Below are 12829 nucleotides of genomic sequence, written 5' to 3' on the forward strand. Positions count from 1 at the left end.
TCGACCCCCGACTTCCTACATCAGCTTGAAGGGAGGACTATCCCGCTGTCAGTGCGTAACGTCACGAATGGGACAGGTCTTTGGGCCTGGTGTTTGGTCGTGAAACGGCTCTGAGCTGCGTAAATCCCTCTGGCGAGGGAGATAGGTCACATCCTGGGGGAGATTGGATCACAAAACGGCCCAGAACCTTGGAGTTTCGCGGGTTCTGGGCCGAAGGCTCACGCTGGGTCGTGAGTTGACTACCTGGAGGTTCAGCTCAGGCGCTCGATGACCATGGCCATGCCCTGGCCGCCGCCGACGCACATCGTCTCCAGGCCGAACTGCTTGTCGTGGAACTGGAGGGAGTTGATGAGCGTGCCGGTGATGCGGGCGCCGGTCATGCCGAAGGGGTGGCCCACGGCGATGGCGCCGCCGTTGACGTTCAGCTTGTCGATGTCGATGCCCAGGTCGCGGTAGGAGGGGATCACCTGCGCGGCGAACGCCTCGTTGATCTCGACCAGGTCGATGTCGTCGATGGTCAGGCCGGCGCGCTGGAGCGCCTGCTTGCTGGCCTCCACCGGGCCGAGGCCCATGATCTCGGGGGACAGGCCCGAGACGCCGGTGGAGACGATGCGGGCGAGCGGGGTCAGGCCGAGCTCGCGGGCCTTGGTGTCGGACATGATCACGACCGCGGCGGCGCCGTCGTTCAGGGGGCAGCAGTTGCCGGCGGTGACCAGGCCGTCGGGGCGGAAGACCGGCTTCAGGCCCGCCACGCCCTCCATGGTGACGCCGGGGCGGGGGCCGTCGTCCTTGCTGATGACCGTGCCGTCGGGGAGCGTGACCGGGGTGATCTCCCGCTCCCAGAAGCCGTTCTTGATGGCTTCCTCGGCGAGGTTCTGCGAGCGGACGCCGAACTCGTCCATGTCCTGACGGGTGACGCCCTTCGCCCGGGCGAGGTTCTCGGCGGTCTGGCCCATGGCGATGTACGGGTCGGGGAGGAGGCCGTCCTCGCGCGGGTCGTGCCAGGTGGAGCCCTCGGACTCGGCTACGGCTGCGGTGCGGGCCTCGGCGTCGGCGAACAGCGGGTTGCGCGCGCCGGGCATGTCGGAGGAGCCGTTGGCGTAGCGGGACACCATCTCGACGCCGGCCGAGATGAAGACGTCGCCCTCGCCGGCCTTGATGGCGTGCAGGGCCATGCGGCTCGTCTGGAGGGACGAGGAGCAGTAGCGGGTGATCGTGCAGCCGGGGAGGTGGTCCATGCCCATCTGCACGGCGACGATCCGGCCGAGGTTGTGGCCCTGCTCGCCGCCGGGGAGGCCGCAGCCGAGCATCAGGTCCTCGATGTCCCTGGGGTCGAGCTCGGGAACCTTGGCGAGGGCCGCCTGGATGATCGTGGCGGTCAGGTCGTCCGGGCGCAGGTCCTTGAGGGAGCCCTTGCCGGCGCGGCCGATGGGGGAGCGGGCGGTCGAGACGATCACGGCTTCGGGCATCACGGCTCCATTGACGTACTGGCGGATATACGGGCTGGGCTGCTTGGGAAGTTACCCGTACGTATGGAGTCGGTCACGTCTGCGGCGGTGTGACACTGACCGCAGTTTTCTAAGCGCTTGCTTTCCTCGCCCCCGCCGCCCCTACCCGTCCCATCCCTGGGGGCTGCGCCCCCAGACCCCCGCTTCGGCCTGAACGGCCTCGTCCTCAAACGCCGGACGGGCTAAAACAGCCCCTCCGGCGTTTGAGGAGCGGGGGTCCAGGGGGCAGAGCCCCCTGGCGGGGTCGAAGGGGCGGAGCCCCTGGAGGATGGGACGGGTAGGGGCGGCGGGGGCGAAATCAGCTCGGTGTGTGCAGCGGCTCCGGCTCTGTCACCCGGCGCCTGCGCCGGCGCTTCAGCAGCGCCCACGGTCCCCGCGGCCCCGTCGGCATCGCTGCCGTGACCTCCGTGCCGGCCTCCGACGCGGCCTCGGCCGCGGCGCGAGCCACCGGCAGGAAGCCCTCGCGGCGGGAAGCGTCGGGGCGCTCCTCCTCCGCCGGCCAGAGGCCGAGGGAGGCGCAGACCGTCGGGAGGACGGCCATGGCGGCGGTGGCGTAGCCCTCCGCCGACGGGTGGTAGTGGTCGGGCCCGAACAGCTCCCGCGGATTCGCCGCGAATTCAGGGCCCAGCAGGTCGCCCAGGGACACCGTGCGCCCGCCCTGCTCGACGGTGCCGATCGTCTGGGCCGCCGCCAACTGGCGGGACGCCCGGCGCGCCAGCCAGCGCAACGGCTGCTGGACCGGCTCGATCGTGCCGAGGTCGGGGCAGGTGCCGACGACGACCTCCGCGCCGGCGGTGCGCAGCCGCCGTACCGCCGCCGACAGATGACGCACCGAGCGCGTCGGCGGCATCCGGTTCGTCACGTCGTTCGCGCCGATCATGATCACGCAGACGTCGGGCACAAGCGCCGGGTCCGCGACAGCCAACGTCACCTGGCGGTCCAGGTCGTCCGAGCAGGCCCCCGGCAGTGCCACGTTCCGCAGCTCCACGGGCCGTTCCGCCACCGCCGCGAGCCCGGAGGCGAGCAGCGCGCCCGGTGTCTGACCGGCCCGGCGGACGCCCTGGCCGGAGGCCGTGGAGTCGCCCAGCATCGCCAGCCGCAGGGGCGGTGAGTCAGGGGTGGTGTAGGTGTCGCCGTACCGTCCGTCCGCGTTCGGCGGGTGGGGTGACGTGCCGTTGTTCACATGGCGCTTGGCCAGCTGAACCTCCGCCAGCACCAGCCCCACGGCAGCGGCGCCGGCCAGGCCGATCCCGCCGCCCCCGTACGCCGCGCCGGCCGCGATCCGCCGGGCCACCCGCGCCCTCGACATGCTCGTCATACGTAGCCGCCACCTCCTCATTGCCGTACATCCACTGCTTGCCCCGTACGGGGCGTCGCCCAATCTCAACGGCGAGTGAACGACCGCCACGGTGAAGCTGAAGGTCATAGGCTGGCGGAACCAATCACGACCACTTCTTTTGCAAGCATCCGGAGACAACGGTGCAATTCCACGACTCGATGATCAGTCTCGTCGGCAACACCCCGCTGGTGAGGCTCAACAACGTCACCAAGGGCATCAGGGCCACCGTCCTGGCCAAGGTGGAGTACTTCAACCCGGGCGGCTCGGTGAAGGACCGCATCGCGCTGCGCATGATCGAGGCCGCGGAGAAGAGCGGGGAACTGCAGCCCGGCGGCACGATCGTCGAGCCGACCAGCGGCAACACCGGTGTGGGGCTGGCCATCGTGGCCCAGCAGAAGGGGTACAAGTGCATCTTCGTGTGCCCCGACAAGGTGAGCACCGACAAGATCAATGTGCTGCGGGCCTACGGCGCCGAGGTGGTCGTATGCCCGACCGCCGTCGACCCCGAGCACCCCGACTCGTACTACAACGTCTCCGACCGCCTCGTGCGCGAGACGCCCGGCGCGTGGAAGCCGGACCAGTACTCCAACCCCAACAACCCCCTCTCGCACTATCACTCCACCGGCCCCGAGCTGTGGGAGCAGACGGAGGGACGGATCACGCACTTCGTGACCGGCGTCGGCACCGGCGGGACCATCTCCGGCACCGGGCGGTATCTGAAGGACGCCAGTGACGGCAAGGTGCGGGTCGTCGGCGCCGACCCCGAGGGGTCCGTGTACTCGGGCGGGTCCGGGCGGCCGTATCTCGTCGAGGGCGTCGGTGAGGACTTCTGGCCCACGGCGTACGACCGGACGGTCGCCGACGAGATCGTGGCGGTCTCCGACAAGGACTCCTTCCAGATGACCCGGCGGCTGGCCAAGGAGGAGGGGCTGCTGGTCGGCGGTTCCTGCGGCATGGCCGTCGTCGCGGCGCTGCGGGTCGCCGAGCGGCTCGGGCCGGACGATGTCGTCGTCGTCCTGCTGCCCGACAGCGGGCGCGGCTACCTCAGCAAGATCTTCAACGACGAGTGGATGGCCGACTACGGCTTCCTGGAGGACGAGGGCCCCAGCGCCCGCGTCGGCGACGTGCTCGTCGACAAGGAGCACGGCGCCATCCCCCACCTCGTCCATATGCACCCGGACGAAACGGTCGGCCAGGCCATCGAGGTGCTGCGCGAGTACGGCGTCTCGCAGATGCCGATCGTGAAGCCGGGCGCCGGGCACCCGGACGTGATGGCCGCCGAGGTGATCGGTTCCGTGGTCGAACGGGAGCTGCTCGACGCACTGTTCACCAAGACGGCCTCGCTGGAGGACCCGTTGGAGAAGCACATGTCGCCGCCGCTCCCGCAGGTCGGCTCCGGCGAGCCGGTCGCGGACCTGATGTCCGTGCTGGGCAAGGCGGACGCGGCGATCGTCCTGGTCGAGGGCAAGCCGACCGGCGTGATCGGCCGACAGGACCTGCTGGCCTTCCTGGCCAAGGGCGGGAAGTAGCGGCAAACGTCCGGTGAACGGCCCGTGGCCACGGCGTACTTGCGGTGATCGACGGCCTTCGTGGACTTCGCGGAAGTGGTACGAGCGCGTCACGTCCGCGCAGCACCCGCTTAACACGGGTCCGGCACATTAGTGGGTGTCGGCAGGGCGGGAGCGGCTCCCCGCCCCGGCCGACGCCGAACGGCGTCAAGGACCTCCGGAGCGGCTCCCGGACCTCCATGGACGCCTAGGACGCGCAAGCCCGGCCCTGACCCGGCACGCGTCCCTCGCGGGGACCGCCGTCGTCCCGCCCCCCGGCAACGGGGGTGCGGCGGTCCCCGCGCATAGTCTTTTCAGCGGGCGTTCGTGCTCGCCCAACTCCCCAGCAGCGCCAGCCGCTCCGCCGTCTCCGAACCCGGCTCCGGCGTGTAGACCACGATCGACTGGTCCGGGTCCGCGCCCACCGCCAGCGTCTCGTAGGGGAGGGTCAGCAGGCCCGCGACCGGGTGCTGGATACGTTTCACTCCGCACACGCAGGCCTCGACCTGGTGATCCGCCCACAGCCGGCGGAAGTCATCGCTCTTGACGGAGAGTTCGCCGACCCGGGCGGACAGCTCGGGGTCGCCCGGATGGTGGCCGGCGTCCAGTCGTAGATGGGCGACGACCTGGGCGGCGACCGCGGGCCAGTCGGGGTAGCGGTCGTGCGCGTCGGGGGCGAGGAAGACCTGGTGCGGGAGGTTGCGCGCGGCGCGGGGCACTCGGCTGAAGCCGCCCACCGCGTCGCCGAGGGCGTTCCAGGCGAGGACGTTCAGATGGCGGCCCAGCACATAGGCCGGGGTGCGTTCCATGCCGTCGATCATCAGCTGGACGCCGGGCCGGACCTGGGGTGCGGGCGGGCGCTGCTCACGCGAGCGGCGGGGCCGGGCCACCGTCCGCAGATACGCGCACTCCGTCTCGTCCAGCCGCAGCACCCGCGCCACCGCGTCCAGGACCGCGTCCGACACATGCGGACCCCGCCCCTGTTCGAGCCGGACGTAGTAGTCGACGCTCACCCCGGCCAGCTGCGCCACCTCCTCGCGGCGCAGCCCCGGCACCCGGCGCCGCCCGTACGACGGCAGCCCCACCTCCGCGGGCTGGATGCGGGCGCGGCGCGAGCGCAGAAAGTCTCCGAGTTCCCCGTCCATGGAGTCGATCGTAGGCGTGCGGGCGCTCGCGAACCTGGTTCTGCCAGACCCAGGAAAAGCTCATCCCTGGGTAAGGCGCCGGCGGGCGCCCAGTGTGGTCACTGCCGCTGGGGAGACGCCCCGGCCGTGACCTGGGAGCCTTCATGTCGTACGAGAACTTGAACGGCCGTACCGCCGTCGTCACCGGAGCCGCCAGCGGTATCGGCGAGGCCATCGCCCTGCAGCTGGCCACGGAGGGTGTGCGGGTCGCGCTGCTGGCCCGGCGCGGGGAGCGGCTGGAGGCGATCGCCGGGAAGATCCGGGCGGACGGGGGCGAGGCCCTCGCGGTCGTCACCGACGTCACCGACGACGCGTCCGTGGCGGCGGCCAAGGACCGGGTCCAGGGGGCGTACGGGGCCGTGGACCTGGTCGTCAACTCCGCCGGTGTGATGGTGCCGAGCCCCATCGACCAGGGGGACGTCGCCGCCTGGACGCGGATGATCGACACCAATGTGAGCGGGGTGCTGCGGATCACCGGGGCGTTCACCGGGGACCTGATCGGCGAGGCCGGGGAGGGGCGTACCGCGGACCTGGTGAACATCTCGTCCATCGGCGCGCATCTGACGTTCCCGAACTACGCGGTGTACGGGGCGACCAAGGCCGCGCTCACCCATCTCTCCCAGTGCCTGCGCACCGAGTTCGGCCCGCGGGACGTACGGGTCACCAACGTCGAGCCCGGCTTCACCGTCAGCGAGCTGCGGGACCACGTCACCGATCCGGTGCGGGCCGGGGAGCTGGACGCGATGGTCACCGCGGTGGGCACGCTGACGTCCGAGGAGGTCGCCGACCTGGTGACGTACGCGGTCAGCAGGCCGCGCCACGTCAACCTGCGGCAGGTCATGGTCCTGCCGACCCGCCAGGCCTGAGGCCCCGCGGGGTCACCCCTCCCAGTCGCTGTCCTGGGAGGACCTGCGGCGCCGGTGGAAGAGTCCGGGGTTGTTGCGGGCGGCCTGGACCACGTTCACGCCGACGATGCCGGCCCAGGCGACGAGCAGGCCCGGCAGATCGGCGACGCCGCCGCCGATCGCGGACAGCGGTACCGCGAGGACCAGCGAGACGATCCCGAAGCCCCAGCGTTCGCCGAAGGTGTCGGAGTCGTTGGCCTTCGGCGACCGTGAGTCCCGGGCCACCACCATCTGCTGCTCGGCGAGCTGCCGGCGCACCCGGCGCTCCACCGCGCCGTCGATGCGCTGGTCGACCTTCTCCAGGAACGAGTCGACCAGCGCGGACTCGTACTCCTCGCCCAGTTCCCTGCGAGCCTGCAGGGTGGCGTTGAGTTCCTTCTTGACTTCGGCGTCCCGCGCGTCCATTCCCGTCATGCGCTCCACGGTAGGCAGCGCGGGCGGGGGTCGCACTGGGGTTAGCCCCCCTGTTCGTCCTCGGGCTACTGGGTGAGCCCGTGCTGCTTGGCGTAGTCGTTCGCCACGTCCTCCGGGTCCTTCTTGTCCTTGTCGACCAGGCGGTTCAGCTCGGTGAGCTGGGCCGTGGTGAGGACGTTGCCGAGTTGGGCGAGGGCCTTGCGGACGGCGGAGTCGGCCTTGCGGTCGGCGATGAGGGGGACGATGTGCTGGCCGGGGATGAGGTTCTTGGGGTCGGACAGGACCACCCAGTCGTTGGCCACGATGTCGGTGTCGGTGGTGAAGAGGTTCGCCACGTCCACGTCGCCCTTCTTGAGGGCGCCCTTGACCAGCGGACCGGAGGAGTCCAGCGACTTGAACTCCTTGAACTCCACCCCGTACACCTCCTTCAGGCCTACGACACCCACCTCCCGCTTCTTGACCTCGGGCGCCGCGCCGATGACCAGCTTGCCGTTCTGCTTCTTCAGGTCGGCGAGGGAGGCCAGGCCGTACTTCTTCGCGGTCTCCTGGGTGACGGCGAAGGCGTCCGAGTCCTCGGCTTTGCCGTACGGCAGGACCTGGAGGCCGGCGGGGAGGGCCATGGCGAGGGCGTTCTGCATCTCGCCCTCCTCCGTCGCCGTCGACTTGGTGTCGAGGTAGTGGAGCAGGGCGCCCTGGTACTCGGGGAGGAGGTCGATGTCGCCGCCCTTGAGCGCGGGGATGAGGATCTCGCGGGTGCCGAGGTTGGGGCGGACGGTCGTCTTGACGCCGGCCGATTCCAGGACGGCCGCGTAGAGGTAGCCCAGCACCTGGTTCTCGGTGAAGTTGGCGGTGCCGATGGTGATGCCGCTCTTGCTGGAGCCGCCGCCACCGCTGGTGGTGCCTTGGCCGTCGAGGGAGGTGACGCCGCTGGAGCAGGCGGACAGGGCGGTGACGGAGCCTGCTGCGAACAGGCCGCCGAGGAGCGTACGACGATTCATTGCTGGTTCCCTAGGCGGTGCGGTGGCGGAAGAGGAAGCGCTGGAGGCCGGAGAGGGCGAGGTCGAGGGCGATGGCGACCACGGCGACGAGGACCGCGCCGCCCATCACCTGCACGAGGTCGCGCTGGGCAAGGCCGTCGAAGACGTAGCGGCCCAGGCCGCCGAAGGAGACGTACGCGGCGATGGTGGCCGTGGCGACGACCTGGATCAGCGCCAGACGCAGGCCGGTCATGATCAGGGGGAGGGCGAGGGGGAGTTCCACCTGGAAGAGGACCTGGTGGGCGCGCATGCCCTGGCCGCGTGCCGCGTCCTTCACGTCCGGGTCCACGGCCGTCATGCCCGCGTAGGTGTTGGTGACGATCGCGGGGACCGCGAGGGCGACCAGGGCGACGTACACCGGCGTCATGGACAGGCCGCTGGCGAGGAAGACCAGCACGACCAGGCCGACGGTCGGCAGCGCGCGGCCGAAGGAGGCGAGGTTGATCGCGACGAACGCGCCCTTGCCGGTGTGGCCGATCAGCAGGCCGAGGGGGAGGCCGATCGCGGCCGCGATGAGGGTCGCGAGGAGCGAGTACTGGAGGTGCTCGGCGAGACGGTGGGCGATGCCGTCGGAGCCCTGCCACTGCGCGCCGCTGGTCAGCCAGCTGCCGAGGTTCTTGAAGAGTTCGTACATCAGGCTCGCCGCCTCTTCCACGGGGTGAGGGCGTACTGGAGGGCGACCAGGAGCGCGTCCGCGACCACGGCGAGCAGCAGCGTGAGGACCACTCCCACGATCACCGGGGTCGGGAAGTTGCGCTGGAAGCCGTCCGTGAACAGCTGGCCGAGGCCGCCGTCGCCGATGTAGGTCGCGACGGAGACCAGGGAGATCGACATGACGGTCGCGATCCGCACGCCCGCCATGATCACGGGGAGGGCGAGGGGGAGTTCGACCGTGAGGAGCGTGCGCAAGGGGCGCGTGCCCATCGCCTTCGCCGCCTCCTTCGTCTTCGCGGGGACGGAGTCGAGGCCCTCGACCGTGTTCCGCAGCAGCACGACCAGCGTGTAGACCGTCAGGCCGATCACGGTCGTCGTGCGGGTCAGGCCGCTGACCGGGAGCAGCAGCACGAAGATCGCGATCGACGGGATCGTGAACAGGACGTTCGAGAAGCCGAGCAGGAAGCCGCGCAGGGGGCGGATCCGGTGGGCCACGACCGCGAGCGGGAGCGAGATCAGCAGGCCGAAGAAGACCGCGGACAGGGCCGCCTGGAGGTGGGAGACCGTGAGGGTGGTCAGGTCGTCGGTGTGGTCGGATATCCACGACCAGTCGATGGTCATGCGGCCACTCGCGCTTCGCTGTGCGCGTTGCCCGCGTGCTCGTGGATGTCGTCGCGGGACGAGACGCCGGTGAGGACGCCGTCGGCGTCGACGCGGGCGATCAGGCCGGTGGGGGAGGCGACGGACTCGTTGAGCGCGGACAGCAGGGAGTCGGTGTCCCCCAGCGGTCGTACGGGGATCTGGGCGTCCTTGGACGTCCAGTGGAGGGGCTTGCGCGCCTCGTCGAGTACGAGGGTCCAGTCGCCGCCCTCCGGTGCCGGGCCCTGCGGGACCTCGGCGAGGGTCTTCAGCGAGAGCAGTTTCAGACCGCGCTCGGCGCCGAGGAAGTCGGCCACGAAGTCGTCGGCGGGGCGGGCGAGCAGCTCGGCGGGGGTCGCGCACTGCACGAGGTGGCCGCCGGTGCGGAAGATCGCGATCTGGTCGCCGAGACGGACGGCCTCGTCGACGTCGTGCGTGACGAAGACGATGGTCTTGTTCAACTCCTGCTGGAGGCGCAGGAGTTCGTCCTGGAGCTGGGTGCGCACCACCGGGTCGACCGCGCCGAACGGCTCGTCCATCAGCAGGACGGGCGGGTCGGCGGCGAGCGCGCGGGCCACGCCGACGCGCTGCTGCTGGCCGCCGGAGAGCTGGTGCGGGTACCGCCTGCCGGTGTCGGCGCCGAGGCCGACGGTCTCCAGCAGCTCGGCCGCGCGGGAGCGCGCCTTGCGGCGGCCCCAGCCGAGCAGGAGCGGCACGGTGGCGATGTTGTCGAGCACCGTGCGGTGCGGGAAGAGCCCGGCCTGCTGGATGACGTACCCGATGGAGCGGCGCAGTTCGGCCGCGTCCTGCCGGGTGACGTCCTTGCCGCCGACCTGGATGGTGCCGGAGGTCGGGTCGACCATCCGGTTGATCATCCTGAGGGTGGTCGTCTTTCCGCAACCGGAGGATCCGATCAGCACGGTCACGCCGCCTTCCGGCATCTCCAGGGAGAGGTCGTTGACTGCTGTCGTGCCGTTCGGGAAGCGCTTGTGGACCGCGTCGAACTGGATCATGATGTGTCCCTTGCCCGGCTGTATAACGTCATGCAGAGTTCTTTGTGTCTGAATAGGTTGTCAATGCTCCGGCGTTAATCCGAGGTAACGGATGACCGGCAGGCAAGATCGAATGTCCGACTTGAGGGGAGCTTGGGCCTTATGTCGTCTCGGATCGTGGACATGCAGGATGCGGTGCATACCGGCCTGGTCGTCCTCGACGGTGTCGGGCTCGGCGTCGCGGACGTCGTGCGCCTCGCCGACGGTGCCGCGCGGCCGGTCCCCGGGACCGAGGCCATGAAACGCGCCGAGGAGTCCTGGGACGCCGCCCGGCTGATCGCCGCGACCGGACGCGTCTACGGCCGGTCCACCGGCGTCGGTGCCAACCGGAACGAGGACGTGCCCACCGAGGCCGCCGCCGGACACGGCCTCCGCCTGCTGCGCAGCCATGCCGGAGGCATCGGCGAGGAGCTCCCGGCCCGGCAGGTACGGGCCATGCTCGCCGTCCGCGCCAACCAGCTGCTGGCCGGCGGCTCGGGCCTGCGCCCCACCGTCGTCACGGCCCTGTGCGAGGCGCTGGAGAGCGGCGCGTACCCGGTCGTGAACGAGTTCGGCTCGGTCGGCACCGGCGACCTTGCCGCCCTCGCGCAGGTCGGGCTCGCGCTCGCGGGCGAGCACCCGTGGCGCGGCTCCGGGGCGCCCGAACCGCAGCCGCTCGACAACAACGACGCCCTCGCGCTGATCAGCAGCAACGCCCTCACCCTCGGCCAGGCCGCCCTCGCCCTGCACGAACTGCGCGGGCTGATCGGTGCCACCCAGGTCGTCGGCGCGCTGTCACTGCTCGCCGTCGACGGTTCGTACGAGGCGTACGCCGCCCCCGTGCATGCCGCCCGCCCGCACCGGGGTTCCTCTGAAGTAGCCCGCCGGATGCGGGAGTTGCTCGGTGCGGCGGACCGGCCGACCCCTCCACTCGGGCGGATCCAGGACCCGTACGGATTCCGCTGCCTGCCCCAGATCCACGGGCCCGCGCAGGACGCGGCGGACGCGCTGGAGGAGGTGCTGAACGTCGAGATCAACGCCGCCGCCGAGAACCCGCTGATCTCCCCCGAGGACATGACCGCCTACCACCACGGCGGCTTCTACCAGGCCCAACTCGCCCTGTCCCTGGACCACTTCCGGCTCGCGCTCACCCAGGTGGCGAGGCTCTCGACCTCCCGCCTGTCCACCCTCAACGAGCCCGCCTACACCCGCCTCAAGCCCTTCCTCGCCGACAACGAACCCGCCTCCTCCGGCGTGATGATCCTCGAGTACGCCGCCGCGGCGGCCCTCGGTGACCTGCGGGCCTTCTCCGCGCCCGCGTCGCTCGGCCACGCTGTACTCTCCCGGGGCGTCGAGGAGCAGGCCAGCTTCGCCTCGCTCGCCGCCCGGCAGACGCTGCGGGCGTGCGGCGCGTACCGTCTCGTCATCGGCTGCGAACTCGTCGCCGCCGTACGGGCGTTGCGCCTGCGCGACCTCAGGCCCGACCCCGAGCTGCCGGTCGGCCGGGCGCTGGAGCTGGCCGAGTCGGTGCTCGACGACGACCTGGCCGACCGGCCGCTCACGGACGACGTGACGGCCGCGACCGCACTGCTGGACCGGTTCACGGACATCTGGAGGGGCAGCGAGTCATGACCGCCGAGGGGAGTACGAGCGTGATCGACAGCCCGGCCGCACGGCTGCAGGCGCTTTTCGAGGGGCACCGGCTGACGCCGACCCAGCGGCGCATCGCGCACAGCATGGTGCGGCGGGCCGCCGAGGTGCCGTTCCTGTCCAGCGTGGAGCTGGCCGAGCTGGCCGGGGTCAGCCAGCCGTCGGTGACCCGCTTCGCGGTCGCCCTCGGCTTCGACGGCTACCCCGCGCTGCGCAAGCACCTGCGCGAGGTCGCGCCCGCCGAACAGACGGGGGCCTCGGCGTCGTACAACGAGTACCAGCAGGCCGTCGAGGCCGAGATCGAGAACCTGAAGCATCTCGCGGAGCTGCTGGCCGATCCGCGGCCGGTCGCGAGGGCAGGCAAGCTGCTGGCCGCGTCCCGGCCGCTGCCGGTGCTCGGGCTGCGGGCCGCGGCCTCCCAGGCGTACGGCTTCGCCTACTTCGCCGCCAAGGTCCATCCGGACGTCCGGCTGCTCAACGAGGGCGGCACGATGATCCACGACCGGATCGACGCGGCGGTCCGGGCCGGCGCGTCCGCCCTGCTGTGCTTCGCGCTGCCGAGGCATCCGCGCGAGGTCGTGGACACGCTGGGCTACGCGAAGGAGGCGGGGCTGACGGTGGTCACGGTCGCCGACTCCGCCTTCGCGCCGGTCGCCAAGGTGTCCGACCTGCTGCTGCCCGCCGCCGTCGGCACCGGGCTCGCCTTCGACACCGCCTGTGCGCCGATGCTGCTGGGCCGGGTGCTGCTGGAGGCGATGTGCGACGACCTGCCCGACGCCCAGGCCCGCCTGGAGGAGTTCGACGCGAAGGCGGCGGCGAAGGGGCTCTTCGTCGAGTGACGCGGTGAGTCGAGTGACGCGGTGAAGTGACGCGTCTCTCAGATTCGTCTCACGATGTGCCGCTAACCTCCCGCTCCAACGA

At 70.9% G+C, this 12829-nt stretch carries 12 protein-coding genes; 4 read left to right on the forward strand and 8 right to left on the reverse strand.

All coding sequences use genetic code 11. The features are described 5' to 3' along the window. Window positions 1-251: 251 nt before the first annotated feature. Window positions 252-1469 carry an acetyl-CoA C-acetyltransferase gene (locus ACTWQO_RS28020; protein WP_443240133.1) on the reverse strand — a complete coding sequence of 406 codons (1218 nt, stop codon included), beginning with the start codon at window positions 1467-1469 and terminating at the stop codon, window positions 252-254. 337 nt (window positions 1470-1806) lie between these two features. Continuing rightward, complete coding sequence (locus tag ACTWQO_RS28025; RefSeq protein ID WP_443240134.1) at window positions 1807-2826, reverse strand: SGNH/GDSL hydrolase family protein; 1020 nt, start codon at window positions 2824-2826, stop codon at window positions 1807-1809. A 161-nt stretch (window positions 2827-2987) separates the two neighbouring features. Between ACTWQO_RS28025 and ACTWQO_RS28030 the strand changes: the two genes are divergently transcribed. Next, window positions 2988-4376: a cystathionine beta-synthase gene (locus tag ACTWQO_RS28030; RefSeq protein ID WP_443240135.1), complete on the forward strand. Its 1389-nt coding sequence runs from the start codon at window positions 2988-2990 to the stop codon at window positions 4374-4376. Between the two features lie 332 nt (window positions 4377-4708). Here ACTWQO_RS28030 and ACTWQO_RS28035 read toward each other — a convergent pair whose 3' ends face one another. Next, window positions 4709-5539: a helix-turn-helix transcriptional regulator gene (locus ACTWQO_RS28035; RefSeq protein WP_443240136.1), complete on the reverse strand. Its 831-nt coding sequence runs from the start codon at window positions 5537-5539 to the stop codon at window positions 4709-4711. A 143-nt stretch (window positions 5540-5682) separates the two neighbouring features. Between ACTWQO_RS28035 and ACTWQO_RS28040 the strand changes: the two genes are divergently transcribed. Next, a complete protein-coding gene (locus tag ACTWQO_RS28040; protein WP_443240137.1) occupies window positions 5683-6444 on the forward strand; it encodes an SDR family oxidoreductase in 762 nt (253 codons plus the stop codon). 12 nt (window positions 6445-6456) lie between these two features. On the opposite strand, the gene ACTWQO_RS28045 is transcribed toward ACTWQO_RS28040, so the two are convergent. The 5 genes from ACTWQO_RS28045 to ACTWQO_RS28065 form a co-directional block, all read right to left on the reverse strand. After that, window positions 6457-6888 carry a hypothetical protein gene (locus ACTWQO_RS28045; protein ID WP_443240188.1) on the reverse strand — a complete coding sequence of 144 codons (432 nt, stop codon included), beginning with the start codon at window positions 6886-6888 and terminating at the stop codon, window positions 6457-6459. 74 nt (window positions 6889-6962) lie between these two features. Continuing rightward, entirely contained in the window at window positions 6963-7895 is a 933-nt protein-coding gene (locus ACTWQO_RS28050) for an ABC transporter substrate-binding protein (RefSeq protein WP_443240138.1), read from the reverse strand. Between the two features lie 10 nt (window positions 7896-7905). Then, window positions 7906-8568: an ABC transporter permease gene (locus tag ACTWQO_RS28055; RefSeq protein ID WP_443240189.1), complete on the reverse strand. Its 663-nt coding sequence runs from the start codon at window positions 8566-8568 to the stop codon at window positions 7906-7908. Further along, a complete protein-coding gene (locus ACTWQO_RS28060; protein WP_362944572.1) occupies window positions 8568-9209 on the reverse strand; it encodes an ABC transporter permease in 642 nt (213 codons plus the stop codon). Before ACTWQO_RS28060 ends, ACTWQO_RS28055 begins: the two co-directional genes overlap by 1 nt. Further along, a complete protein-coding gene (locus tag ACTWQO_RS28065) occupies window positions 9206-10240 on the reverse strand; it encodes an ABC transporter ATP-binding protein (protein ID WP_443240139.1) in 1035 nt (344 codons plus the stop codon). The genes ACTWQO_RS28060 and ACTWQO_RS28065 overlap by 4 nt, the downstream gene beginning before the upstream one ends. A 141-nt stretch (window positions 10241-10381) precedes the next feature. Here ACTWQO_RS28065 and ACTWQO_RS28070 point away from each other — a divergent pair, with 141 nt between their 5' ends. Then, the gene (locus ACTWQO_RS28070) at window positions 10382-11890 is read left to right on the forward strand and encodes an aromatic amino acid ammonia-lyase (RefSeq protein ID WP_443240140.1); all 1509 of its coding nucleotides are present in this window, start codon (window positions 10382-10384) and stop codon (window positions 11888-11890) included. Then, window positions 11887-12747: a MurR/RpiR family transcriptional regulator gene (locus ACTWQO_RS28075; protein WP_443240141.1), complete on the forward strand. Its 861-nt coding sequence runs from the start codon at window positions 11887-11889 to the stop codon at window positions 12745-12747. The genes ACTWQO_RS28070 and ACTWQO_RS28075 overlap by 4 nt, the downstream gene beginning before the upstream one ends. The last annotated feature ends 82 nt before the right edge of the window (window positions 12748-12829 follow it).

It is taken from the genome of Streptomyces sp. 4N124, from assembly GCF_052245395.1.
GTDB lineage: Bacteria > Actinomycetota > Actinomycetes > Streptomycetales > Streptomycetaceae > Streptomyces.

Bases quoted from the DNA above. Each gene is read 5' to 3' on its own strand.
- ACTWQO_RS28020 (WP_443240133.1), bottom strand. From the start codon at position 1,469: ATGCCCGAAGCCGTGATCGTCTCGACCGCCCGCTCCCCCATCGGCCGC.
- ACTWQO_RS28025 (WP_443240134.1), bottom strand. From the start codon at position 2,826: ATGACGAGCATGTCGAGGGCGCGGGTGGCCCGGCGGATCGCGGCCGGC.
- ACTWQO_RS28035 (WP_443240136.1), bottom strand. From the start codon at position 5,539: ATGGACGGGGAACTCGGAGACTTTCTGCGCTCGCGCCGCGCCCGCATC.
- ACTWQO_RS28040 (WP_443240137.1), top strand. From the start codon at position 5,683: ATGTCGTACGAGAACTTGAACGGCCGTACCGCCGTCGTCACCGGAGCC.
- ACTWQO_RS28045 (WP_443240188.1), bottom strand. From the start codon at position 6,888: ATGGACGCGCGGGACGCCGAAGTCAAGAAGGAACTCAACGCCACCCTG.
- ACTWQO_RS28050 (WP_443240138.1), bottom strand. From the start codon at position 7,895: ATGAATCGTCGTACGCTCCTCGGCGGCCTGTTCGCAGCAGGCTCCGTC.
- ACTWQO_RS28055 (WP_443240189.1), bottom strand. From the start codon at position 8,568: ATGTACGAACTCTTCAAGAACCTCGGCAGCTGGCTGACCAGCGGCGCG.
- ACTWQO_RS28060 (WP_362944572.1), bottom strand. From the start codon at position 9,209: ATGACCATCGACTGGTCGTGGATATCCGACCACACCGACGACCTGACC.
- ACTWQO_RS28065 (WP_443240139.1), bottom strand. From the start codon at position 10,240: ATGATCCAGTTCGACGCGGTCCACAAGCGCTTCCCGAACGGCACGACA.
- ACTWQO_RS28070 (WP_443240140.1), top strand. From the start codon at position 10,382: ATGTCGTCTCGGATCGTGGACATGCAGGATGCGGTGCATACCGGCCTG.
- ACTWQO_RS28075 (WP_443240141.1), top strand. From the start codon at position 11,887: ATGACCGCCGAGGGGAGTACGAGCGTGATCGACAGCCCGGCCGCACGG.